At 32.4% G+C, this 25,620-nt stretch carries 24 protein-coding genes and 1 pseudogene; 17 read left to right on the top strand and 8 right to left on the bottom strand.

Translation table 11 applies throughout. The features are described from left to right. Positions 1-24: 24 nt before the first annotated feature. From C3L50_RS11970 to C3L50_RS11915, 12 genes are all read left to right on the top strand, one after another. A complete protein-coding gene (locus C3L50_RS11970) occupies positions 25-903 on the top strand; it encodes an HlyD family secretion protein (RefSeq protein ID WP_103806411.1) in 879 nt (292 codons plus the stop codon). A gap of 119 nt (positions 904-1,022) precedes the next feature. After that, positions 1,023-1,640, top strand: coding sequence for a DUF2202 domain-containing protein (locus C3L50_RS11965; protein ID WP_207764331.1), 618 nt, complete (start codon positions 1,023-1,025; stop codon positions 1,638-1,640). Positions 1,641-1,652: 12 nt separating this feature from the next. Further along, positions 1,653-2,249 (top strand): DUF2202 domain-containing protein, encoded by a 597-nt coding sequence (locus C3L50_RS11960; protein ID WP_103806410.1) that lies wholly within the window; start codon positions 1,653-1,655, stop codon positions 2,247-2,249. Positions 2,250-2,349: 100 nt separating this feature from the next. After that, complete coding sequence (locus C3L50_RS11955; RefSeq protein WP_103806409.1) at positions 2,350-2,862, top strand: c-type cytochrome; 513 nt, start codon at positions 2,350-2,352, stop codon at positions 2,860-2,862. Positions 2,863-2,874: 12 nt separating this feature from the next. After that, positions 2,875-3,279 carry a hypothetical protein gene (locus C3L50_RS11950; protein ID WP_243400376.1) on the top strand — a complete coding sequence of 135 codons (405 nt, stop codon included), beginning with the start codon at positions 2,875-2,877 and terminating at the stop codon, positions 3,277-3,279. A gap of 38 nt (positions 3,280-3,317) precedes the next feature. Beyond that, positions 3,318-3,902, top strand: a complete 585-nt coding sequence (locus C3L50_RS11945; RefSeq protein WP_103806407.1) for a Tll0287-like domain-containing protein — start codon at positions 3,318-3,320, stop codon at positions 3,900-3,902. After that, positions 3,899-4,186, top strand: coding sequence for a cupin domain-containing protein (locus tag C3L50_RS11940; RefSeq protein ID WP_103806406.1), 288 nt, complete (start codon positions 3,899-3,901; stop codon positions 4,184-4,186). The genes C3L50_RS11945 and C3L50_RS11940 overlap by 4 nt, the downstream gene beginning before the upstream one ends. After that, the gene (locus tag C3L50_RS11935; protein WP_207764330.1) at positions 4,186-5,082 is read left to right on the top strand and encodes an ABC transporter ATP-binding protein; all 897 of its coding nucleotides are present in this window, start codon (positions 4,186-4,188) and stop codon (positions 5,080-5,082) included. Before C3L50_RS11940 ends, C3L50_RS11935 begins: the two co-directional genes overlap by 1 nt. 81 nt (positions 5,083-5,163) lie before the next feature. Next, entirely contained in the window at positions 5,164-5,898 is a 735-nt protein-coding gene (locus C3L50_RS11930) for an ABC transporter ATP-binding protein (RefSeq protein WP_103806404.1), read from the top strand. Between the two features lie 56 nt (positions 5,899-5,954). Beyond that, positions 5,955-7,061 (top strand): ABC transporter permease, encoded by a 1,107-nt coding sequence (locus C3L50_RS11925; RefSeq protein WP_103806403.1) that lies wholly within the window; start codon positions 5,955-5,957, stop codon positions 7,059-7,061. A gap of 98 nt (positions 7,062-7,159) precedes the next feature. Continuing rightward, positions 7,160-8,281 carry an ABC transporter permease gene (locus C3L50_RS11920; protein WP_103806402.1) on the top strand — a complete coding sequence of 374 codons (1,122 nt, stop codon included), beginning with the start codon at positions 7,160-7,162 and terminating at the stop codon, positions 8,279-8,281. Between the two features lie 94 nt (positions 8,282-8,375). Then, complete coding sequence (locus C3L50_RS11915) at positions 8,376-9,281, top strand: hypothetical protein (protein WP_103806401.1); 906 nt, start codon at positions 8,376-8,378, stop codon at positions 9,279-9,281. Positions 9,282-9,454: 173 nt separating this feature from the next. Here the strand turns inward: C3L50_RS11915 and C3L50_RS11905 are convergent, their stop codons facing one another. Then, the gene (locus tag C3L50_RS11905) at positions 9,455-10,630 is read right to left on the bottom strand and encodes a porin (RefSeq protein WP_103806400.1); all 1,176 of its coding nucleotides are present in this window, start codon (positions 10,628-10,630) and stop codon (positions 9,455-9,457) included. Between the two features lie 42 nt (positions 10,631-10,672). After that, on the bottom strand, positions 10,673-11,344 hold the full coding sequence (locus C3L50_RS11900) for a carbonic anhydrase (protein ID WP_103806399.1): 672 nt from the start codon (positions 11,342-11,344) through the stop codon (positions 10,673-10,675). A gap of 376 nt (positions 11,345-11,720) precedes the next feature. Here C3L50_RS11900 and fucP point away from each other — a divergent pair. Next, positions 11,721-13,045: pseudogene (gene fucP / locus C3L50_RS11895) on the top strand (L-fucose:H+ symporter permease). A 286-nt stretch (positions 13,046-13,331) separates the two neighbouring features. Here the strand turns inward: fucP and C3L50_RS11890 are convergent. Next, entirely contained in the window at positions 13,332-13,838 is a 507-nt protein-coding gene (locus C3L50_RS11890; RefSeq protein WP_103806398.1) for a DUF2911 domain-containing protein, read from the bottom strand. 178 nt (positions 13,839-14,016) lie between these two features. Between C3L50_RS11890 and C3L50_RS11885 the strand changes: the two genes are divergently transcribed. Then, entirely contained in the window at positions 14,017-15,933 is a 1,917-nt protein-coding gene (locus C3L50_RS11885; protein WP_103806397.1) for a DUF294 nucleotidyltransferase-like domain-containing protein, read from the top strand. Beyond that, complete coding sequence (locus C3L50_RS11880) at positions 15,933-16,529, top strand: 3'-5' exonuclease (RefSeq protein ID WP_103806396.1); 597 nt, start codon at positions 15,933-15,935, stop codon at positions 16,527-16,529. Before C3L50_RS11885 ends, C3L50_RS11880 begins: the two co-directional genes overlap by 1 nt. Positions 16,530-16,775: 246 nt before the next feature. Here C3L50_RS11880 and ilvC read toward each other — a convergent pair whose 3' ends face one another. The 4 genes from ilvC to C3L50_RS11860 form a co-directional block, all read right to left on the bottom strand. Beyond that, positions 16,776-18,248 carry a ketol-acid reductoisomerase gene (gene ilvC, locus C3L50_RS11875; protein ID WP_103806395.1) on the bottom strand — a complete coding sequence of 491 codons (1,473 nt, stop codon included), beginning with the start codon at positions 18,246-18,248 and terminating at the stop codon, positions 16,776-16,778. 94 nt (positions 18,249-18,342) lie between these two features. Beyond that, complete coding sequence (ilvN, locus tag C3L50_RS11870; RefSeq protein ID WP_103806394.1) at positions 18,343-18,864, bottom strand: acetolactate synthase small subunit; 522 nt, start codon at positions 18,862-18,864, stop codon at positions 18,343-18,345. A gap of 95 nt (positions 18,865-18,959) precedes the next feature. Then, positions 18,960-20,657, bottom strand: coding sequence for a biosynthetic-type acetolactate synthase large subunit (gene ilvB, locus C3L50_RS11865; protein WP_103806393.1), 1,698 nt, complete (start codon positions 20,655-20,657; stop codon positions 18,960-18,962). Positions 20,658-20,743: 86 nt separating this feature from the next. Further along, positions 20,744-21,919 carry a 2-isopropylmalate synthase gene (locus C3L50_RS11860; protein WP_103806392.1) on the bottom strand — a complete coding sequence of 392 codons (1,176 nt, stop codon included), beginning with the start codon at positions 21,917-21,919 and terminating at the stop codon, positions 20,744-20,746. 154 nt (positions 21,920-22,073) lie between these two features. Here C3L50_RS11860 and C3L50_RS11855 point away from each other — a divergent pair, with 154 nt between their 5' ends. Next, positions 22,074-23,618 carry a hypothetical protein gene (locus C3L50_RS11855; RefSeq protein WP_103806391.1) on the top strand — a complete coding sequence of 515 codons (1,545 nt, stop codon included), beginning with the start codon at positions 22,074-22,076 and terminating at the stop codon, positions 23,616-23,618. A gap of 17 nt (positions 23,619-23,635) precedes the next feature. Here the strand turns inward: C3L50_RS11855 and C3L50_RS11850 are convergent, their stop codons facing one another. Then, positions 23,636-24,334, bottom strand: coding sequence for a DUF1826 domain-containing protein (locus tag C3L50_RS11850; protein ID WP_103806390.1), 699 nt, complete (start codon positions 24,332-24,334; stop codon positions 23,636-23,638). Between the two features lie 389 nt (positions 24,335-24,723). On the opposite strand from C3L50_RS11850, the gene C3L50_RS11845 reads away from it, so the two are divergent. After that, complete coding sequence (locus C3L50_RS11845) at positions 24,724-25,614, top strand: DNA cytosine methyltransferase (RefSeq protein WP_243400375.1); 891 nt, start codon at positions 24,724-24,726, stop codon at positions 25,612-25,614. Positions 25,615-25,620: the final 6 nt, after the last annotated feature.

The following is a 25,620-nucleotide window of genomic DNA, read 5'->3' as shown; positions in this document are numbered from 1 at the left end:
AAGTATAATAAAATTCTTTAAAAAATGAAAAAATTAAGCATTATAATTTTAGCAACAATAGGATTAATTTCCTGCAACAAAAACAACGACAAAGCCGATGGTTATGGGAATTTTGAAGCAACTGAAGTTACCATTTCGGCGGAAGCCAATGGAAATATCGAGTATTTAAAATTAGAAGAAGGTGATGTTCTAGAGCCAAATATTCAAGTGGGTTTGGTTGATACCACTCAATTGTATTTCAACAAACAACAATTAATTGCTTCAAAAAGCACCGTTTATTCCAAATCGGAAAACGTTTTGTCACAAATTAAAGTCTTGCAGGAACAACTCAAAACTACTTTAATTGAGAAAAAAAGAATTCAAAATATGTTTGCCGAAAATGCCGCGACCAAACGCCAAGTGGATGAAATTGACGGGAAAGTAAGCGTTATTCAAGAACAAATAAAAAGCGTTCAAACCCAGAATGCGCCGATCGTGAACGAAGTAAAATCAATCGATGTACAAATCGAAAAAATCAATGACCAAATCCAGAAAAGTAAAATCATCAACCCAATAAAAGGAACGGTTTTAGCGAAATATTCTGAACCAAACGAAGTGACCACTTTCGGAAAACCGCTTTATAAAATCGCCGATATTTCGGAAATGACACTTCGAGTTTACATCAGCGAAACTCAATTGTCCCAAATAAAAGTGGGTCAAAACGTTACCGTAAAAATTGATGCCGAAAAAGAAATGAAATCTTTTCCCGGAACGATTTCCTGGATAGCTTCATCTGCTGAATTTACGCCAAAAGTTGTCCAAACAAAGGAAGAACGTGTCAACCTGGTTTATGCCGTGAAAGTGAACGTAAAAAATGATGGTAGTTTAAAAATAGGAATGCCCGCCGAGATGTGGATTAAATAAATTAAGAAGTTAATGTGTTGTTAAATCTTTGTTTTACAGGGTTTTTTGTAATAAATGTTACACAGAATAAATGATTGTTTAAATAAGTTTATAGAATATAAATTCTAAAAATTAAAACGATGAAAAAAATTGTATTTGTTGCTTTTGTAACTGCAATAATGCTAAGCAACAGTTCCTATGTGAGCTATGACAAAGCTTTAGTTCCATTGAGTCAAGCGGAAATTAAAGATTTAAATTTTTTGAGGGAAGAAGAAAAACTGGCTCGTGACGTTTATTTGTATTCTTATGATAAATACCAATTAATGATTTTTGACAATATTTCGCAAAGTGAACAAAGACATATGAATAGTGTGCTGAATTTACTGAATAAATATGGAATTCCCGATTCAGCATCAACAGAAATTGGAGTTTTCAACAATCCGGATTTGCAAAAACTCTATAATAGTTTAACAAAACAAGCCGATATTTCATCAGTTGAAGCTTTAAAAGCTGGAGCAACTATTGAAGATTTAGATATAAATGACATAGATGATTTTACAGCAAATACTACTAAACCCGATTTATTGAATGTGTACGAAAATTTAAATTGTGGGTCAAAAAATCATATTCGTGCATTCACGAGATGGCTTGAAAACAATGAAGTTACTTATGCTCCACAATATATATCAGTTGAGGAATATACTATTATTTTGAGTAGTTCTAATGGCGGGTGTGGTAATAATAAATTAAGAAATTAAATATCAAATAGTATGAAAAAAATATTTTTTGCTGCTTTAACATTAATTATGTTCAGTAGCTGTTCCGACAATAATGAGAATGAAAACACTATTTTGCTTACTCAAGCAGAAAAAGATGATTTAATATTTTTAAGAGAAGAGGAAAAACTCGCTCGAGATGTATACATTTTTTCTTATAACAAATATCAAATTAGTGTTTTTAACAGTATTTCTAATAGTGAACAAAAACATATGGATAGTGTTTTGAGTTTGTTGAATAAATACGGAATTCCTGATCCAGCATCACCACAAGTTGGGGTTTTTGTAAACCAAGATTTACAATTATTATACAATGGTTTAACTGCTCAAGCTACTATTTCATCAATTGAAGCATTAAAAGTAGGCGCTACGATTGAAGATTTAGATATTAATGATATTGATCATTTTATTTCGAATACTACAAAAATAGATTTACTAAGTGTTTACGACAATTTGACTTGTGGCTCAAAAAACCATATTCGTTCCTTTACAAGTCAACTCACTTTAAATGGTGTTACATATGTTCCGCAATTTATTTCGGTTGAATATTATAATACTATTTTAAACTCACCAAGTGGAGGTTGCAATTAATAAATTAATATTATATCCAATGAAATCGCCATCATTCAAAAGCAAACATTAAAGAAGAATGACGATTACTAATTTAATAAATAAATAGTATAATCTAAAAATGAAAATAAATTCTATAATAATTGTATGTCTAGTTGTCCTCTTTACAAGTTGCAATAAACAAAAAACATCAGATAATTTTAATAAAGATGTAACCCAAAGTACTGAAGCTGATAATGCTGAAGGTCTAAAGTTATTCCAACAAAAATGTTATGCTTGCCATAGCGTTGCCACAAAATCCCACGATGAGATTATTGCTCCGCCAATGATAGCCGTAAAAAAGAGATATTCGATGCAATATGACAACAAAGAAGATTTTGTAAATGCCGTTGTTGCTTATGCAATTGATCCAAAAGCCGAAAATGCTTTGATGATTGGAGCCGTAAATCAATTTAAGGCGATGCCAAAACAAGCATTTTCCGAAGACGATTTAAAAAAGATTGCAACCTATATCTATGAGAATAAAATTGAAACACCGGAATGGTTTGAAGAACATTTCCAGCAAAATCATAAAAACGGTCAAGGAATGGGTCAAGGAATGGGCAAGGGAATGGGGAAAGCGCCAAATAATTAAAATACTATAATTTTGAAAAAATTACTTCCTTATTTGATCGCATTACCAATAGCCGCTTTTGGTTTGCTTACTTTGTTTTTAAGCACTTCCATTATTTTTGATTGGTTTGGCATCAGGGCTAAAGAAGGTAATTATGTATTATTTGTGGTTTGGGCAAATTTTATATGCAGTTTATTCTATCTTTTTTCAGCTTATGGATTTATAAAAGCCAAAAAATGGACTTTTTTGTTATTAGGTTTGGCTGCAATAGTACTGATAATAACCTTTGTCATTTTTAAAATTTATATTTATTCTGGTGGAATTTATGAAACTAAAACTGTTGAAGCCTTGATTTTTAGATTAATTGTAACATTGATTTTTGTAATTTTTGCCTATTTTACAATTGCCAAGAAATACAAAACCATTAAGATTAATTAGCAAGTATTTTAAATAGATAATCATTAAAAATTTGGGTTATGAATAAAATAAATGTATTCATTTTTATTGTATTGGGATTTTTAATTATCTCCTGCAACAAAAAACCGAAAGAGGAAACAACCGTAATTTCTAAAGATGTTAAAGAAACGCTTCAGAAATATGCGGTTGAGACCAAAGGAGTTTTAGGGAAGAATCTAATGAATGCCATCAATACTCAAGGCACCGAAAAAGCAATTGAGTTTTGCAGTACCAGAGCTATTGTACTAACGGATAGTATGGGTACAGCATTTAATGCAACACTAAAAAGAGTTTCGGACAAGCCAAGGAATCCTGTTAATAAGGCAAACGACAACGAAACAGCCTTCATCAATGAATTGAAACAAAAGATTTCGAAAGGCGAAAAAATGACACCAAAATTCTCGGAATCTGACGGCAAAATTACGGGATACTTTCCGATAGAAACCAATGCAATGTGCTTGCAATGCCACGGTTCAAAAGACTTGGACATAAAACCCAACGTGCTTAAAAAAATAGTCCAACTCTATCCAAATGATCAAGCCACAGGATATAAAGAAAATCAAATAAGAGGAATCTTTGTCGTAACCCAAAAACAGATAAAATGAATTTAAAAAACTTGCACACCGAAAGTAAACCCGTTCAAACTAAAGTATTATTTGAACCAACAGAATCTAAAGTAATTTCGTTGCAAATTGCGAAAGGCGAAACGCTCAAAGAACACGTTTCAAAAATTCCAGCATTGTTAGTTTGCATTTCGGGAAATGCTGTTTTTACTGACGAAAAAGGAACTGTAATAAACCTAACATCAGGTGTTTATGTTATGATTGAAGAAAACATAAAACACGCCATAAAAGCGATTGAAGAAAGTAATTTTATATTAGCAAAATAATGAGCATCGAAGTCCAAAACATCTCTAAATCTTACAACAAAATAAAAGCAGTTGAAAACATTACTTTTGACGTAAATGATGGAGAACTATTTGGTCTTATTGGTCCAGATGGAGCTGGAAAAACAACTATTTTCAGAATACTGACGACACTTTTACTAGCTAACGAAGGTTCGGCAACAGTCGCTGGTTTTGATGTTATAACACATCTTAAAGAAATTAGAAATTCTGTAGGATATATGCCCGGTAAATTTTCGTTGTATCAAGATTTAACGGTAGAGGAAAATTTAGATTTTTTTGCCACTATATTCGGAACCACGATTGAAGAAAACTACGATTTAATCAAGGATATCTACGTTCAAATAGAGCCTTTCAAAACGAGAAGGGCAGGAGCACTTTCGGGAGGAATGAAGCAAAAATTGGCGTTGTGTTGCGCCTTGATTCACAAACCAAAAGTATTATTTCTGGACGAGCCAACCACTGGAGTTGATCCCGTTTCCCGAAAAGAATTTTGGATTATGCTTAAACGATTGCAAAAAAAAGGCATTACAATTCTGGTTTCAACACCTTATATGGACGAAGCTTCGCTTTGCGATAGAATCGCTTTGATACAAAAAGGCAAGATTTTAAAAATTGATTCCCCAGAAAATATCATCAACAATTATGAAAAAATAATTTATGATGTACAAGCAAAAAACACGCACGGATTGATTCACGATTTGAAAAATTATCCGAATCAATACAGTGTTTTTGCCTTTGGCGAATTCATTCATTATATTGATAAAAAGGCAGATTTTAATCCAAATGATTTACACGATTATTTAAAAAATAAAAATCACACCGATATAGTTATTAAACCGGCAATAATAACGATTGAGGATGTTTTTATGGATTTGTAAATCATTTAAAAATTACGAATTAAAAATCTGTGAAAATCTGTGGCAAAAAAAGAGATTGCTTAGCAAGCTCGAAATGACAATATGGACAAAGAAAAAATTATATCTGTAAAAAATCTAACTAAAAAATTTGGCAACTTCACGGCGGTCAAAGGCATTTCCTTTGATGTGTATAAAGGGGAGATCTTTGGATTTTTGGGAGCCAATGGAGCAGGGAAAACAACGGCGATGAAAATGTTGATTGGAATTTCAAATCCCACTTCTGGGGAAGCTAATGTGGCTGGTTTTGATGTGCACACCCAAGCCGAAATGGTTAAAAAAAGCATCGGATATATGAGCCAGAAATTCTCAATGTACGATGATTTAACCATCAAAGAAAACATCACTTTTTTTGGTGGAATTTATGGTTTATCAAGAATTCAAATCAAACAAAAAATAGCCCAATTAGTTGAAGAATTACAGCTTCAGGATGTGGTGAATAATTTAGTGGGTTCGTTACCATTGGGTTGGAAACAAAAATTATCGTTTTCTGTAGCCTTGCTACACGAACCAAAAATTGTTTTTCTGGATGAGCCAACAGGTGGCGTTGATCCAATTACCAGACGACAGTTTTGGGAAATGATTTACACACAAGCCTACAAAGGAACTACCATTTTTGTAACCACACATTATATGGACGAAGCCGAATATTGCGACCGAGTTTCTATTATGGTTGATGGTGCTATTGAAGCGCTGGATTCGCCAAAAAAATTGAAAGAACAATTCAAAGTAGATTCGATGAATGATGTGTTTTTAAAATTAGCAAGGAATATTGAATAATATTTAGATACGAAATGACTCACTGCAACAACTTTGAACTTGAAACAAAATAACGAATGAAAAGATTTATCGGATTTGTAAAAAAAGAATTCTACCATATATTCAGGGATAAACGGTCCTTGTTTATTCTGTTTGGTATGCCCATTGCTCAAATTTTACTCTTTGGTTTTGCCATAACAAATGAAATTAACAATGTTGATATTGCCATTTTAGACCAGTCAAATGATGTTGAAACTCAAAAAATTATTTACAAAATAAAAGCATCACCCTATTTTAATGTTGAAAACCAAATTGATAAAGAAAGTGATATAGAATCGGAATTTAAAAAAGGAAAAATTAAGGCAGTACTAATTTTTGAACCTAATTTCAGTAAAAATTTAGAAACAAAAAAAGTAGCTATTATTCAAGCTATCACTGATGCAACCGAACCTAATGTAGCCAATACCATAGCCAATTATACTTCGGCAATTATTCAAAATTATCAAGCTCAAAAAAAGCAATCCAATAGCAATCAAGTAAAAGTTGAAGTGCAAACCAGAATGTTTTACAATCCAGAACTCAAAAGTGTTTTTAATTTTGTTCCTGGTGTTATGACCGTAATTTTAATGCTGGTTTCCGCAATGATGACCTCTATTTCTATCACACGAGAAAAAGAATTGGGAACTATGGAAATCCTTCTGGTTTCTCCATTAAAACCATTTCAGGTAATTATTGGCAAAGTATTTCCGTATATTTTTCTTTCGATTATCAATGCCATTGTAATTTTGACATTGGGCTATTTTGTTTTTAAAATGCCAATTAATGGAAGTATATTTTTGTTAGCTTTTGAAAGCATTTTATTCATCATTTCGGCTCTTTCGTTGGGCATATTAATTTCCACCGTTTCTAATTCACAACAAACCGCAATGATGCTTTCCTTAATGGGATTGATGCTGCCGGTAATCATTCTATCCGGATTCATTTTCCCTATAAATAGTATGCCTTTGCCAATGCAAGTTATCAGCAACATCATTCCTGCAAAATGGTTCATTATTATTGTAAAAGCCATTATGCTCAAAGGAGTTGGAATTCAATATATTTGGAAAGAAACCCTTGTATTGATTGGGATGACAACAATTTTTATTGCCGTTAGTATTAAAAAATATAAAATTAGATTAGAATAATTATTAGGAGCTATTTCCTGCTTTCCGCTACAATCTTTTCTTTTTTGGCAGCAAAAAAGAAAAGGATTTCCACTGCAATCAGGGCTAAAAAACACAAAATGAAAACAATATTATTCATCATACAAAAAGAGTTCAAGCAAATTTTTAGAGATAAAAGTATGCTCCAACTGATATTTATTTTACCCATTTTACAATTATTAATTTTGTCCAATGCAGCCACTTTCGACGTTAAAAACATTGCTATCACCTTTGTTGACAATGACCAAAGTCGTGATTCTAGAGATTTAATAAATGCTTTTAAATCCTCCACTTATTTTAAAGTCACAGAACCTCATTTTTCTGAAAAAGAAGCTGTCGAAGAAATGCAAAAAGGGAAAACAGATATTATTGTAAACATTCCTGTCCACTTCAATCGTAACCTCCAAAAAGAACAAAAAACAAGTATTTCCGTTAGTATTAATGCCATTGATGCCGCAACAGCTGGCGTGGAAAGTGTATATGTGACACAGATACTAAACACCTACAATCAAAACATTCAAATGCAATCAAAATACTTCTCCGAAAACAAAGAAGTGGCACAAAATATAATGGTTATTCCGTCCTTTTGGTACAACAAAACCTTAAATTACAAAACCTTTATGGTGCCTGGTATATTGGTTTTATTGGTTACGATGCTAACCTTATTTCTGTCGTCGATGAATATTGTTAGAGAAAAGGAGCTAGGAACATTAGAGCAAATAAATGTAACACCTATAAAAAAATATCAGTTTATTATTGGAAAATTATTTCCGTTTTGGGTTCTTGGATTAGTCATTTTAACGGTGGGTTTAGTAATATCCAAAGTAGTTTTTGACGTTCCTATGCTTGGCAATATTTTACTGGTTTATGGCTTCACATCGGTGTATTTACTTTTAATTTTAGGATTCGGATTGTATATCTCCAATCATACCGAAACCCAACAACAAGCGATGTTCATTGCTTGGTTTTTTATAGTAATTTTTATTTTGATGAGCGGCTTGTTTACTCCCATAGAAAGTATGCCGCAGTGGGCTCAAAAGCTTACTTTGTTAAACCCAATTCGCTATTTTGTAGAGTTTATAAGAATGGTGCTGCTAAAGGGGTCTGGATTTGCAGAGGTATTACCCAACTTGTTAATTATTTCAGGATTTGCAGTATTTGTAAATGGAATGGCGGTTTGGAGTTATAAAAAATTAAATTAAATGTTTTTCAGATACTAGAGCCAACTCTTTAAAACGTGATAACATTCGACTCTAATTTTTAAAAGTCTATTTATTCTTTTGACAAACTATCACAATGAAAAAAATTAATCTGCTAATCTTGTTTGGCATTCTAACATCAAATAGTTTGGCAGCCCAAACAGAAACCGACTCAATAACTTGTCTTAATCTGGATAAAATAGCCCAAATAAATCAGGGCGAAAGTTATGTGACTTTTCCTTTTGATATTGGAAATTTAGAACCTCTACTATTTGAAGCAAATGTAAGTCCTAACTTTAAAATTCGAGAACGTAAAGATTCAAGATTAATGGCAGTTTTTACTCCTCAAATTATTATACGGATGTTTGACGAACATTCAAATCCTGTGAAAACGCCCAGTTACATCCCTCAATTAGCATTATATTTTTTAATGGGAAATAAAGATGCACCTAACAAACAAACGTTATTTGGTAAAATAGCCCATCATTCTAATGGTCAACAAGGCGCTTTTTATGACGAAAATGGTGAAGTCAATTTGCAAACAGGAAATTTTTCTACAAATTATCTAGAATTCGGATTTTTGAAATCATCATTTAGTAACCAACTTAAAGCTTTCAAAACTATCAAAAGTTCTATTGAAATCCATCCAAAGGAATGGATGCTACAAGAACTTCACGGACAATATAGCGGACTTCGGTGGCACAATACTTTTTTAGCTTATAAACTTCCAATGAAAAGTAATTTTACAAATCGAAAAGATCAAAAAGCAAACTTCTCTCTAAAAGCAGAAACTACTTGGATGTTAGATAACATTAATAATTGGGATACATTTAATTTAAACAGACTTAATCTTAATTTAATTATTTATTATCATCCAAAATTTTTAGAAGATATAGGCTTCTTTGTTCAATTCTATCACGGAATGGATTACTATAATATTTATTTTCAACATCAAATTAGTACAATCCGTTTTGGAATAATGACTGAAGTATTACGATTTTAAAGATATTGGCGTAACTAGCAACTTCTATTTTAGAATGGTAATGCTAAAAGGAGCCACGTTTTCGGATATATCCAAACCGTTTTTTATGATTGTTGGTTATGCTTTTGTATTGAACGGAATTGCGGTTTGGAGTTATAAAAAAGTGAATTAAAAAATTAATAAAAGTCGTTGCATTACAAAACAAGGAGTGGAGCAATAATTCCAAAACTTAATTGACCTGTAGAAATGTCTTTTGCATTAAAATTGTTTTCTGCATAACTAGAGTAATCATACTTTTTTGCTATATATCCAACATAGAATTTAAGATTTAAATCCAAAAAAGGAGTGTATTCAATTGTTGGAATAATACCGTATGAAGTTAGTAAACGATTGCTTTTGTTAGGATCTGGATTTCCATTCCAATAGGAATTGTTAGTCATTAGAGAAAGTAATATATCAACTTTGGGTTGGATTTTATATTCAGCTCGTATCCAGTTATCAATATAGGAAACTTCTTGAGCAGCATAGCTGTATTTCGTTTTTACAGTATTTGTAATTACACATTTTTGGTCTAAATCTTCTTTACTATATTGAAAGTCATAAAAAAGAATCAGTTTTCCGGTTTTGATTTTATTTCCTAAACCAATATAATTTCTATTAGCATTTTCGGCATCAATGAAATGAGCAAAACTGTAAGTAGTTTCAAGTTTTCCATCAAAAAGATGCCCTTTCCAATTCGCAACCACACTCAAAGGTGTTTTTGTTTGAGTAATTCCAGGAGGCGCAGTAGTCCCGTATTGCTCTTGAAAAGTTTTAGTTCTAGCATTTAAAACTTGAAAATTAAAAGTATTTTTATGATCTAACAACGAATAAGTTAGGGCAGCACCAACCTGGAAATTATCTGATTTGTCGTTGATGACGTTATAAGACAAAATCTCAATTGGATTGGTCAAAAGCTCATAACCACCCCAATCTCCAATCATTTTTCCGAAAGTCAATTTGGTTTGAGGGGCAAGTTCTATGCTTAAATAAGCCAAATCAACAGCGCGACTAATGTTGTCGATAGTATTGGGATCAGGGATTTTGGTATAACGGTTTCTGAATCTAAAATATACTTTTTCGTGAACTTTTCCTTTGATTTCAAATCGAAGTTGATTGACCGAAAATTGAGAACTCATAGGCTCACTATCTACAAAATAATTGTCAAAAGCCATTCGGGTATTAAAGATTACATCTACATCTTTAAGAATTGCAATTTTAGATGATGGTAATACAGGAGTGCTTTTTATGATTGATTCTTGGGGTTGTTTCTGTCCAAATAATAGTAGAGGAGTTAAAACAAGTACAAAGTAGAAAAGAAAATTTTTCATTATTATTTGTTTGTCGCAAAGACAGTATTTATAATAGCACAATTAAATCTTGGTATTTTTATCGAAAGTCACTTTACCAGTTTCGATATCGTAGATAGCACCAACTATTTCAACTTTTTTTGTATCGTAAAATTCTTTTAGAATAGGTTCAGCCGTTTTTAAGAACAAAACTCCATGCTCGATATTGGCATCAATAGCTTTATCAATACTTAATTCGTGGTTATTTGCCAGTTTTTTTTCTTCGTTCTCGCTTTCGATGTATTCAATTATTTTTTTGATGTGATCCGAATGCTCGTAATGCCCTTTCGAATTGATAAATGCTTTTATTGCACCACAATCTTTGTGCCCCATAACAACAATTAGTTTGCAATCCAAATGCTCAACAGCATATTCAATACTGCCCAATTCGTAGTCTCCCATGACATTTCCTGCAGTTCTAATCGAAAAAATATCACCAAGACCTTGGTCAAAAACTAACTCCGCAGGCACTCTAGAATCTGAACAACTAACTACAATTGCAAAAGGGTGTTGTCCTTTTTTTAGTTCTCTTAATCTTTCTAGTGTTTCGTCTGGATGAACTGGTTTTCCAGCTGTAAATCGGTTGTTTCCTTCTTCGAGTTTTTGCAAAGGAGTTAATGAATCATCAGCAGTTTTAGTTTGACCGAATGCAAAAATAGAGCTGATAAATAGCAAACAGAGGAGTCTCTTTTTCATGATTAGTATTTTTTATTAAAAACATTAATAAGTCTATCTAAAGTTGGATAGCTTAACAAATGATAAGCAAATTTAGACAGTTGATACCGCTCAAATATTGATAATTATCATATTTTGAAGTTCATTTTATACAAGAATAAGTATTTTGATAATTCAAACGATATAGTTAATATCTTATCTGATTTCAGTAAAAAATAAGAATAATTGAACTCTGATTAAATAGCTTTTTTTATAATTTATTAAAAAAAACTACTTGAGAAATGCAATATTTTAAGATGTTGTAGCTTAAATTTACCTGCAAATTATCAGATTCCTTTTTATTCGGAAGATGTTTTACGCAAAAAAAATAAAATGAAAAATAATTAATAAATCAACAATGAACCAATTCAAAAAAATCCCAGTAGTTAGTAAAGAACTAGCCTTTCAATTTGTCATCATTACCATATTATTTGCCCTTTGGGGAATTGCAAATGAGTTAACCGCTCCAATGGTGTCCACCTTTAAAAAGTAATGCCCGAACTTTCTAATTTACAAGCCTCATTCGTTCAAATGGCGTTTTATTTTGGTTACTTTTTTATGGCTTTTCCAGCAGCTCTTTTTATTAGAAAATACAGTTACAAATCGGGAATTTTATTAGGACTTGTATTGTATGCAACTGGTGCCTTTTTATTTTATCCAGCTGCACATTACCAAAGTTATACTTTTTTTCTTATTTCATTATGGGTTATTACTTGTGGTTTGGCCTTTTTGGAAACCACATCAAATCCTTTAATTTTATTTCTTGGAAATAAAGAAACGGCTACACAACGTTTGAATTTTGCTCAAGCATTTAACCCAATTGGAGCGATAACCGGATTGGTGTTGGCGCAGGAATTGGTAATAGGCAGTATAAAATCAAATAAATATACTCCAGAAACATTCAAAACCTTGTCATCAAACGAATTAGCATCTATTAGAGAGCACGATTTAGGGATTATAAGTATTCCGTATATTGGATTAGGAATATTTGTGTTGGCTATTTTGATTATTATTTTATTTACTAAAATGCCAAAAACGGTTCACGAAGAAAAAATGTCAATCTCTGAATCCTTTAAAAAATTATGGGCCAATAAAAATTACAAATTTGGAGTTGTTGCACAAGCATTTTACGTTGGTGCTCAAATTTTGTGTTGGACTTTTATGTATCAATATGTTGATAATATTAATCACACATTCGGATTAAATATTACAGCAACCAACTACAATATTGGCGCAATGTTATTATTTTTAACAGGAAGATGGATTGGAACAGCTATGATGAAAACTATAAATCCTTCAAGAATGTTAATCTATTTTGGTGTTGGAGGAATGATTTGTGCTGCTGGAGCAATACTTTTGCAAGGAATGTCGGGCTTAATTTCCTTAATTTCGATATCTATTTTTATGTCAATTATGTTTCCAACGATTTACGGAATTGCACTAAAAGATATGGGTGACGAAGCTAAAATTGGTTCTTCAGGTTTGGTTATGGCTATTGTTGGTGGCGCATTAATGCCATTGCTGCAAGCTAGTGTTTTAGACTGGGGCGGTCCAGGATTTTCAGATTTGAAAATTTTCGGATTTATTCCAGAGGTTAATTTTTCGTTTATTTTACCATTAATTTGTTTGGGAGTTGTTACTTTATATGGTGTCAGTACTTATAAAACGGCTAAAACAGTTTAAATTTTAATGTTATTTTATTTTGAAACGAACAGTAGTTTTTTATTGTTCGTTTCTTTGTTTTATATTGATTTTATTGCAGTTTTAGACCAATCTATACTTGCTATTTAAATAATGTTTTTTGCACTATAATTTATATTATGTAAAATAGAATGTTTAGTTGTTTTACTGTTTGCAATAAAAATATATGACTGATAAATTCTTTTAAACTCTACTCTCATTATATAATTCAATAAAAAAGCATCTTCAAAAACTCTTGAAGATGCTTTAGTGAATATTTTGTAGAAATTTATTTTACAGTAAAAGGAATATTCCATTTTTCCCAACATAAAACAACTGAATTCTTGTTGATAATATAAATCAAACTTTCAGTATTCGAATCTGCTTTTTGCTGTTTTACAGTTACACGTAATTGATCTTCGGCTTGATTGTATTTATAAGCTCCCCATTGTTTAGCTGTTTTATTAAAAATTAGAACACATTCTTTTTCATTTGGAATAACAAAAAAAGAATATTTCCCTGCAGGCAATTTTGAGCCTTCAATAACTAGGTCTTTGTCTGTTTCAAATGTTGTAGCTTCATTAGCTCCAGCTCTCCAAACTGCATTATAAGGGACTAATTCACCCCAAATCACTCTCCCTTTTACGGATGGGCTGTTATAATTAATGCTAATTGTAGCATCATTAATTTTTCCTGTTGCTGTTGCTGCTGGACTTGCTGGGTTCTTTTGTGCATTAGCAAAAGCTATAGTCAAAAAAGCAATGCATAATAATTGAATTTTCTTTTGTAATCTCATAATTTTAAATAGATTAGTTTAATTCATAAAATTAGAATAACTTCATTATATTTATTGCAATTCGTGCATTTATTTAAGAAAATATTATGAATTTTACAAATAGATTGTTTTACTCTGTTAATGCTAGTATTATCATTTATTAATTTATTATTTTTACCTTCGACTATATCTTTTCAATATGAACACAATTGCTGAACACATTGCCGATTTTCTTAAAAAATATCCGCCATTTGATAATTTAACTTTTCAAGAGCTGACTGAAATATCGTTGAGTATTCGCGTAATAAATCTTGAAAAACATAAAGTGTTATTTCAAATTAACGATGCTTTACATGACAGTTTTTATGTTGTTGCTTCGGGTGTTATTAACCTTTCAGTCATAGCAGATGCTGAGGAAACCTTATTGAATAAATGTTATGAAGGGGATATTTTTGGTTTGCGCCCGTTTTTTGCCAAGAATAATTATATGATGACGGCTAAAGCCCGTGAAGAAACCATCATTTATGCCATTCCTATTGCTACTTTTCGTCCGTTTGTAGCCAATAATTCAGATGTTTTAGACTTTCTTTTGCATAGTTTTGCTTCTAACACAAGTAATCCAAGCGATAAAGAAAATACACGAGGTTCTCTAATATCAGATAATGTCTATTATTCAGAACAACAGTCTGAAATTCAGTATTTTCAGTCTTTAACTTATAATGTTACCCCAATAATATCAACTGCTTCGAGCATCATTCAAGAGGTAGCTCAATTAATGACTAATGCTCTTTCTACAAGTGCTGTGGTTTGCGAAAATACTTTTCCTGTTGGGATTGTAACAAATACTGATATGTGTGCCAAAATTGCTACAGGTAGAATTCCTATTTCATCTACAGTAGATAAGATTATGTCATCTCCTGTAGTTACTGTAGTTGAAAATGTTTCGTTGGCCGAAGCACAATTACTAATGCTAAAATACAATGTAACTCATTTGTGTGTTACTCAAGACGGAACGGATAAATCTGCTGTAAAAGGAGTTATTTCTGAACATGATTTAATCGTTGCTCAAGCTAGTAATCCTGGTGTCTTAATAAAAGAAATCAAACGTTCTCAAAATCCAAAAGATCTAAAATCAATACGAGAACGCTTGACCGAATTGATTCAAAAATCAATTCATAAAAACATTCCACTTTCTCATGTAAATAACCTTGCTAGCGAAATAAATCTAGCCATTATTAAGCGTTCAGTCGAATTATCGATTTTGGATTTAGGCTCCCCTCCTGCTCGTTTTGCTTGGTTATGTATTGGTAGTCAGGGACGAAAAGAACAATTATTGACAACTGATCAAGATAGTATTTTGATTTTTGAAGATGTAACAGCCGATAAATATAGAGATGTAAAAGATTACTTTTTAAAGTTAGGAAAAAGAACCACTTCAATTCTAGAAAAAATTGGATATGAACCTTGTCCGTACGGACATATGGGAAGCAATATGCTTTGGTGTAAGTCATTGACTGATTGGACAAATCAATACAACAGTTGGATGAATACTCCAGGTGAAAATAGCAATGAATTGAGTAGTATATTTTTTGATTTTGAAATTGTAATTGGCGAAAAAAAAATAGAAGAAGCTATAGAGAATGTGGTGTATAATAATTTAAGAAACAATACATTATTTTTTGATTTTCTTGGCAATGATGCCTTAAAAAGAAACTCCCCTTTAACCTTTTTTAAGAAGTTTAATGTCGAAGAAAAAGGACCCAATAAAGACAAATTTGATATAAAGACAAAAGCATTAATGCCATTGATTGATGGAGCACGTTTGTTTAGTTTAAGCCATTCTATGCGTGGCATAAACAATACTTATCTTCGCTTCAAACAATTAGCAATGGCCGATCCTAAAAACTCCGAAGTGTATCTTAACTGTGCTAAAGCATTTTTGATCTTATCGAAATACAGAACTATGGAAGGACTAAAAAATGACAGTTCTGGACAATATATAAATTTGCTAGAATTATCTAAAGCCGATAAGGAAATTATAAAAAGTGCCCTTGCTCCAATGGATGAATTAGAAGATTTAATTAAAAATAAATTTCAACTTACTCAATTTTCATAATGCTAGACTGGATAAAAAATATCAACAAGGAATATCCTGATTTTTGGAAAAGATACCTTTCTAAATTTGAAAAAAAATCAAATCGATTTGTGGTGATTTCTGCCGAAACGACTGGTTTGAGTCTTGAAAAGGATGTAATTGTATCTCTAGGCGCTTTTGCTATAATTAATAACAGTATTGTTATTAGAGATAGCTTTGAGACCGTTATTGCTCAATACAAATTCTTTCACGAAAATGGAATTTCGAATGAATTTACTATCGAAACTAAAATGAAAAAAATGGGAGAATATGAAGCAATTCAGGCTCTTGTTGAATTTATAGGAAATGCTGTTTTAGTAGGTCATCACATTGATTTTGATGTAGAAATGATTAATGTAGCTTTAGAACGACTAGATTGTGGAAGATTAAAAAATGAAGCCTTGGACATAGATGTGATGCATCGTAAGTTGCTTGATATTAATAACAAACAATTTTCTCTCGAAGAATTATGTAAAATTTATAAAATACCTGTTAGTGATAGAAATTCTTCATCCGAAGATGCTTATAAAATTGCTCTGCTTTTTCTTAAATTGAAATCAAGATTGGGATTGAATTAGATAAATACAACCTATTTAAATTCAGCTATTTATAAAGGTTAATATATTAAAAAAGCGAAATAGAAGTTCATCTATTTCGCTTTTATTTTTTAAAATGCCTAGGGATTATTTCACTTAACCATCAACTTGGGTTTCAAGTTAAGTGAATTTGATTTGACTGCATCTTATGTTGTTTTTTTTGTTCTAACTAATTCAAAAATATTATAAAAACGATACAATACAATAATCCCCAACTATTTTATTCTGTTATCCAATTTTTTTCATTGCAGTCATGGATTCTCTTAACCATGCTCCAACTTCTTCAACTGGGTGATTTCTGATGATATAATTTACATCAATCAATTCTTTATTATCTACACCATTATTTCCGTCATTGAATGGACGTCCTACTAAATTACTTGGTGCATTTTTCACATACTCAGCGATTAATGGTTTACAAGCGTGGTCAAACAAATAACACCCGTACTCAGCAGTATCAGAAATTACACGGTTCATTTCGAATAATTTTTTTCTTGCAATGGTGTTAGCAATTAATGGAGTTTCGTGTAATGATTCGTAATAAGCAGATTCTTCAATAATTCCTGAATCGGTCATGGCTTCGAAAGCTAATTCAACACCAGCTTTTACCATTGCCACCATTAACACACCATTGTCAAAATATTCTTGCTCAGAAATTTCAACATTTCCAGCTGGCGTTTTTTCAAAATTAGTTTCTCCAGTTGCAGCTCTCCAAGACAATAAATTTACATCATCATTAGCCCAGTCTTCCATCATAGTTTTAGAAAATTCACCAGAGATAATATCATCCATATGTTTTTGGAATAACGGACGCATAATGTCTTTTAATTCTTCTGAAACTTTAAAAGCTGTAATTTTAGCTGGATTAGATAATCTATCCATCATATTGGTGATACCACCGTGTTTCAAGGCTTCAGTAATAGTTTCCCATCCGTATTGAATTAATTTAGAAGCATATCCAGCATCAACACCTTCGGCAACCATTTTGTCAAAACACAAGATAGAACCTGTTTGCAACAAACCACAAAGAATAGTTTGCTCTCCCATTAAATCTGATTTTACTTCTGCTACGAAAGAAGAACGTAAAACTCCCGCTCTGTTTCCTCCAGTTGCAACTGCATATGCTTTGGCTTGTGCCAAACCTACTCCATTCGGGTCGTTTTCAGGGTGAACTGCGATAAGTGTTGGAACACCAAAACCTCTTTTGTATTCTTCACGAACTTCAGAACCTGGACATTTTGGAGCACACATGATAACGGTTAAGTCTTTACGAATTTGCATTCCTTCTTCAACGATGTTGAAACCGTGAGAATAAGCCAAAGTTGCTCCTTTTTTCATCAAAGGCATAATAGCTCCCACAACAGCAGTATGTTGTTTGTCTGGTGTAAGGTTACAAACCAAATCAGCAGTTGGAATTAATTCCTCATAAGTTCCCACTTTGAAACCATTATCAGCAGCATTCATAAATGAAGCTCTTTTTTGTGCAATTGCTTCAGCACGCAAAGCATAAGAAATGTCTAAGCCAGAATCTCTCATATTCAAACCTTGGTTCAAACCTTGAGCTCCACAACCTACGATAACTACTTTTTTCCCTTTAAGTGCTTCGATTCCATCTGCAAATTCGGATTGATCCATGAATTCGCAAACGCCTAATTGTTCTAATTGTAATCTAAGTGGTAATGAATTGAAATAATTTGCCATTTTTTAATATTTAATAATTGAATGATTTATAATTTTATAATTGTTTTTTTTTTTTTGCATTACAATATGAAATCTGCTTTCTGCTAACTGTAATCTATTTTAGTTCTTCTAATATTGTGGATATTTCCATTTTTTCTTTAGAAACTGAAATTCGTCCTGAACGAACAAATTGCATAATTCCATAAGGTTTTAATTTGTTGTATAAGTCATTGATTTCGGAGCGTTTTCCTGATTTTGATATCACAAAAAAGTCTCTAGATACAGTGACTATCTCCGAATGACTTTCTTTTATAATGTTTTGAATTTGTCTTTCGTCGAATAATAAGCTAGATTCAATTTTGAAAATTGCACTTTCAAGAAAGATAGTTTCTTCATCAATATGATAGAAAGCTTTGATAACTTCTATTTGTTTTTCGATTTGACCTACAATGTTTTGTACCCATTTTTCGGTAGTGTTTACCACAATAATGAAACGGGAAACATTTTCAATTTCCGATTCGGATACATTTAAACTCAATATATTGATGTGGCGTTTCAAGAAAATTCCTGAAATTCGATTCAATAAGCCAACGTTGTTTTCTGAATAAACAGAAATGGTGAATATTTTATTTTCCATTTTTTATTTTTTGTTTAAAGGTTTAATCGTTTAAAAGTTTAATCGCTTAAAATTCAATAACTTTAATCCTATAACCTTTTAACCTTTTAAACTTTTTAGGATAATCTCATATCAGAAACCGAAGCTCCTGTTGGTATCATTGGGAATACATTGTTTTCTTTCTCTACCATAACTTCCAAGAAGTAAGAATCTTTTGAAGCCAACATTTCGGCAACTGCAGCATCCAAATCTTCTCTTTGGCTAATTCTTTTCGATTTGATGTGATATCCTTCAGCAATGGCCACAAAATTTGGATTGATCATTTTGGTTGATGCATAACGATTATCGAAAAACAATTCTTGCCATTGGCGTACCATCCCTAAAAATTCATTGTTCAAAACCACAATTTTCACAGGCACTTGGGTTTGAAAAATTGTACCCAGTTCTTGTATGTTCATTTGAAAACCTCCATCGCCAATAATAGCTACTACTTCGCGATTGGGTTGTCCCATTTTGGCACCAATTGCAGCAGGCAAAGCAAATCCCATAGTTCCCAATCCGCCAGAAGTAACGTTACTTTTGGATGAATTGAATTTGGCATAACGACAAGCAAACATTTGATGTTGTCCTACGTCCGAAACCATTATGGCATCGCCTTTTGAGTGTTTATTAATCATTTCGATAGTTTCTCCCATCGAAATTCCTTTGCCATTTGTTGGAATCAATTCTTCGTTGATAACGGCATCAAATTCAATTTTATATTTTTCCTTAAATTCATTGTGCCAAGAATCGTGCGATTTTTTGTCAATTAAAGGAATTATAGCTGTCAAAGATTCTTTTACATCGGCTAAAACGGCAACATCTGTTTTCACGTTTTTATCCACTTCAGAAGGGTCAATTTCGAAATGAATTATTTTGGCTTGTTTGGCATAAGTAGCCAAATTTCCTGTAACTCGGTCGTCAAAACGCATTCCAAGTGCGATTAATACATCGCATTCATTAGTCAATATATTGGGGCCGTAATTACCGTGCATTCCCACCATTCCCACATTTAATGGGTGTTCTGTTGGCAAAGCTGAAAGTCCCAAAATAGTCCAAGCAGCTGGAATTCCTGATTTTTCTACGAATCTTTTTAATTGCTCTTCGGCTTGACTTAAAATAATACCTTGACCAAAAACGATGAATGGTTTTTTGGCATTATTAATTAAATCGGCTGCTTCTTGTACTTTTTGAAGATTCAAAATCGGTTTAGGAAGGTAACTTCTAATTCCCGTACATTTTTTATAATCAAAATCTAAAGTATCGAATTGAGCATTTTTGGTAATATCAATCAAAACCGGACCTGGACGACCTGATTTGGCGATATAAAAAGCTTTGGCAATGATTTCTGGTATTTCGTGAGCTTCGGTAACTTGATAGTTCCATTTAGTTACTGGCGTCGAAATTCCGATGATATCCGTTTCCTGAAATGCATCCGAACCCAATAAATGTTTTCCGACTTGACCTGTAATACAAACCAAAGGAGTCGAATCGATTTGAGCATCGGCTATTCCTGTAACTAAATTCGTGGCTCCTGGTCCTGAAGTAGCAATAGCCACCCCTACTTTTCCAGTAACTCTAGCATAACCTTGGGCAGCATGAGCCGCACCTTGTTCGTGACGCACCAAAACGTGGTGCAATTGATCTTGAAATTTATATAATTCGTCGTAAACTGGCATTATGGCTCCACCTGGATATCCATAAACCAAGTCAACACCTTCGGCTAATAAGCATCTAATAACCGCTTCTGCACCTGATATTTTATTATTTTCCATTATTGTTTTTTTTCCTTTCTCAGCCTTCTTATATTTAGGAAGCCGAGATTACTATTTTAATAGTATTACTTTTTTTTGCTTTTAAATTAGCATCTAATGATATCGCCTTCAATTTTACAGGCTTCAACAATTTGATGAATATCTGAATCTAAAACTTCTTTTTTAAGGTCTGCGAATTTCAAGAATTCGACATAGACAATATCCAATTGCACTTTTGTCAATTCATAACCCACTTTTTTAGCTCTGTAAGCCAATGCTGCTCTACCACTTCTTGCTGTAAGAATGATAGAAGATTCGGTGACACCCACTTCTAAAGGATCCATAATTTCATAGGTTTCCCTATTTTTTATAACTCCGTCTTGGTGAATTCCAGAACTGTGTGAAAAGGCGTTTGCTCCGACAATTGCTTTATTGGGTTGCACAATCATTCCCATACTATCTGAGACCAATCTACTCATTTCATTCAATTGTCGAGAATTGATACTGGTGTCTAAATTCAAATAAGGATGTTGTTTTAGGATCATTACCACTTCTTCAAGTGCTGTGTTTCCTGCTCTTTCTCCTATTCCATTGATAGTACATTCTATTTGTCTTGCACCATTTATTACTCCTGCAATAGAATTGGCAGTCGCCATACCTAAATCATTATGACAATGACAAGAAATAATTACGTTTTCAATTCCTTTTACATTTTCTTTTAGGTATTTTATTTTTGCACCATATTCTTCTGGCAAACAATATCCTGTTGTGTCTGGAATATTCAATACGGTAGCTCCTGATTTTATGACTTCCTCACAGACTCGTGCCAAGAAATCATTCTCTGTTCGGCCTGCATCTTCAGCATAAAATTCTACATCTTCGACATAAGATTTTGCATAAGAAACCGCATATTTTGCTCTAGCAATAATATCTTCTCTTGTGGTATTTAATTTGTGTACTATATGTGAATTTGATGTTCCAATTCCAGTATGAATACGTGGTTTTTTGGCATATTTCAAAGCTGCTCCAGCAACATCTATATCATTTTTTACAGCTCTTGTAAGTCCGCAAACAGTGGCATTTTTTACAATCTTGCTGATTTCAGAAACGGATAAAAAATCGCCGGGACTTGAAACTGGAAAACCTGCTTCAATAATATCAACTCCCATTTCGTCCAGTCGATTGGCAATAACTAATTTTTGCGCAGTATCTAGTTTACATCCTGGGACTTGTTCGCCGTCTCTTAAAGTGGTATCAAAAATTTGGACTTTCTCTCTATTCATTTTAAAATATTTAATGTAATTTCACATCTTTGAACAAAAATACATTTCATTACTCTATTACAAAATTCATTATTTAGGAATTATACTGTTTATAAGGAATATAAAAGCATTATAACTATCTTAATTACAACATATTACATTACTTTATTTTACAATGGCTAACCATCAAAAAGATTCTTTATTTGTTTTAATAAAATCACTTTCTAAGTCTGAAAAAAGGCAATTCAAGATTTTTGCGAGTCGTCTTGAAACGAGTTCGAATACAAAATTTATCGAATTATTCAATATTTTGGACAAATCGGAAGCCTATGACGAGAAACTTATTCTGAAAAGCGGTATCATCAAAAAAGTGCAATTATCCAATCTTAAATCGTATTTATACAAACAAATATTGGTGAGCATTCGCTTGAATATTCCTAGCCAAAACATTCGCTATCAGCTAAGAGAACAAATTGATTTTGCTGCCATACTTTACAACAAAGGTTTGTACAAGCAAAGTTTGAAAATCTTGGATAAAACCAAACAACAAGCTTTAGAGAATGACGAAAAATACATGGCTTATGAAATTGTCGAATTCGAAAAACTAATTGAATCACAATATATTACGCGAAGTATTCAAGGTCGAGCCGATGAATTAGTTATTCAGGCAAAAGAGCTGAATTATAAGAATACTATTTCGAGCAAATTATCGAATTTGTCTTTGCAATTGTACGGCATTATGCTGAAAACAGGTTATGTACGAAGTGACGAAGAGTACAAATACATAGATGATTATTTCAAAAAACACATCTCCAAATTTGACGAAAAAAAGTATGGATTCCGTGAGCGATATTGGTATTTCAATGCTAATCTTTGGCGAAGTTTCTTAGTTCAGGATTTCTTGTCGTGTTACAAGTTTTCGCATAAATGGGTTACGCTTTTTTATGACAATAGAAATATGATTTTCCTAAATCCAGTGTTTTTCTTGAAAGGAAATCATTATTTATTGGAATCGCTTTTTATGCTCAAATACAAGACCAATTTCAAGAAATATCTAGAAATGCTAGAAGAAACAATCAATGATCCTCAGTTTCCTGTCAATGACAATATCACTTCGCTTTCATTTCTGTATTTGTACAATAACAAACTCAATTATCACATCCTCGAAGGCACATTTGCTGAAGCTGAATACTTGATTCCAGAAGTGTTAGACAAAATAGATTTGCACAATGAGCATTTGGACGAGCATCACGAAATGTTGTTTTACTACAAAATTGCTTGTATTTATTTTGGCAACGAAAAATACAATGAATGTGTGTTTTATTTAGAGAAAATCATCAATAACAAAAACCTTTATGTTCGCGAAGATTTGGCTTGCTTTGCCCGATTGTTGTGTTTGATTGCGCATTACGAATCTGGAAAAGATTTCAACTTAGAAAATCAGTTGGTGAGCACCTATAAATTTTTAATCAAAATGAACGATTTGCATGAAGTACAAAAGGAAATCATTCGCTTTTTGAAAAAATTAAGCACCATTTATCCAAGTGACATCAAAAAAGAATTCATTAAGGTAAAAGAACGTTTTGTCGAATTAGAGAAAAACACCTACGAGAAAAGAGCGTTCCTTTATCTAGATATCATTTCTTGGCTAGAAAGCAAAATCGAAAACCGCAAAATTAGTGACATTATCAAGGAAAAAGCGAAGTTGAGTAATCGATAATAGGTAAAATATAACAATTAACAAATCAGTAACAAACGATATTCTCCTTCATTTTCTATGGGTGCTCTGTGAATACAAGGCAGAACCTCTTGTTTAGGATGATCCACGGCCAGACGCCATAGATGTCCCAACCCCAAATTAATGGGTGCGGCATTGGGGTGAGCCTGATAATGCAAATCGAAGAAATTTTCCTTTAAAAAGGTTTCAAATTCCTCTGATGGACCTTCATAAAGTGCTGCCAACTTCTTTCGAATTTCGGGAATCAGTATTTTTTGCTCTGCTTGTTCATTGGCAATAATGTCGCTTGCAGCTCCGTGATAGGTACACAAAAAAGTATCTGTTGCAATGGGTGAACGATCTACATGATACGAATACACATCGGTGGATATGAAATCGAATTCATCGTCACGCTCATAACATTTAAGCAAATTAAGAGAGGGCGAAGCTCCAAAATCGGACAATAATCGCCAATCATTCAAGATGATTTCCCTTGCCAATTTTCCTTTTTCCGATAGTTGAAGTGACAGTAAATCCTCAGGATCAACTTCGGTTATGTTTTCTTTTAGTTGCAGTTGGCCTACAATCTCCTTGAAATCGCCTTCCAAATTTCGGTACCAGCACAGGGCATTCCTTTCTTCCTTAAAATGGGTATTTACCAGTTCAGAAAAAGTGGTCACCACCCCTATTTGGCCGTTATCAGAAAATGGATTACTCATAAATATGCTATCAGAAACAGGTTCGTTTATTTAGTGCAAAATTATGAAATTAAAGCTCAACAACGACTCTATCAACTCAAGCTTACCAACAGACTTTAAATTTGTGAAAATTTGCGGAATTTGTGGCGAAAACTTTTGATAGCAAGCAGTAAACCAAACAAAAACAAGCGCATCACATACCTATTATGAACAAAATAAGTCAGTTTTATTCACAATATAAAGTAGTTAACAGAAACCCGTAGAAATCAGAATAAAAGACATTTTTCTTATCAAAAAACCATAAAATCTATATTAAAAAGATGTTGAAAAAATCGTGAAATACTTTTCTGATTTATGATAATTCATAACGCAAAAATTACGAACTTGCGAAAAATAGAATTGAATTATAAATGAAGTTAAAAGGAAAAATAAGTATTGACGAATTTGATGGCAAACGTTATCAAATAAGACTTGTTGAACCAAATGAAAATGGAAAAGCGGTTTTAACTCATTATTTGCACAACATTCATAACGGAGTTTCAAAGTATTATAAAGATGATGCTTTAGAAGTTTTAAATGATTTTGTAACTTACAAACAAGAAGAAGAAAAAGTTTCAATCGTTGCTGAAGATGCAATGCAACAACTTCTTTTTGAAGTTGAAAACGTTCCGTTTCCTACTCCAGAAAACTATACTTTTAAATTTATAGATTTATTTGCAGGAATTGGTGGTTTTAGAATTGCTATGCAAAATCTTGGCGGAAAATGTGTTTTTACAAGTGAATGGGACAAAGAAGCTCAAAAAACTTACAAAGTAAACTTCGGAGAAGTTCCATTTGGCGACATTACAAAACAACAAATTAAAAATTATATTCCAGAAGAATTCGATTTACTTTGTGCAGGTTTTCCTTGTCAAGCATTTTCAATTGCAGGAAAACGTGGTGGTTTCGATGATACAAGAGGAACATTGTTTTTTGATGTTGCTGAAATAATCAAAAAGCATAAACCAAAAGCAATTTTTCTTGAAAATTTAAAAGGTTTAAGAAGTCACGACAAAGGAAAAACTTTAGAAACAATTCTAAATGTTTTAAGAAATGATTTAGGTTATTATGTTCCAGAACCTCAAATTGTAAATGTAAAAGATTTTGGTGTCCCTCAAAATAGAGAGAGAATTTATATTGTTGGATTTCATAAAGATAATTTGAGCGTTACCCTATTGGGTCGGGATTTTCGTTCCAATCTTTTTGTTCGTTCCTCACAAAAAGGATTTCCACTTCAATCCCTAACGCAATCAGCAGCTTAAAAAAAT

The organism is Flavobacterium alvei, assembly GCF_002920895.1.
Classification (GTDB): domain Bacteria; phylum Bacteroidota; class Bacteroidia; order Flavobacteriales; family Flavobacteriaceae; genus Flavobacterium; species Flavobacterium alvei.
Note: the sequence above shows the minus strand (reverse complement) of the source record. Positions and strands in the feature narration are given on the sequence as shown.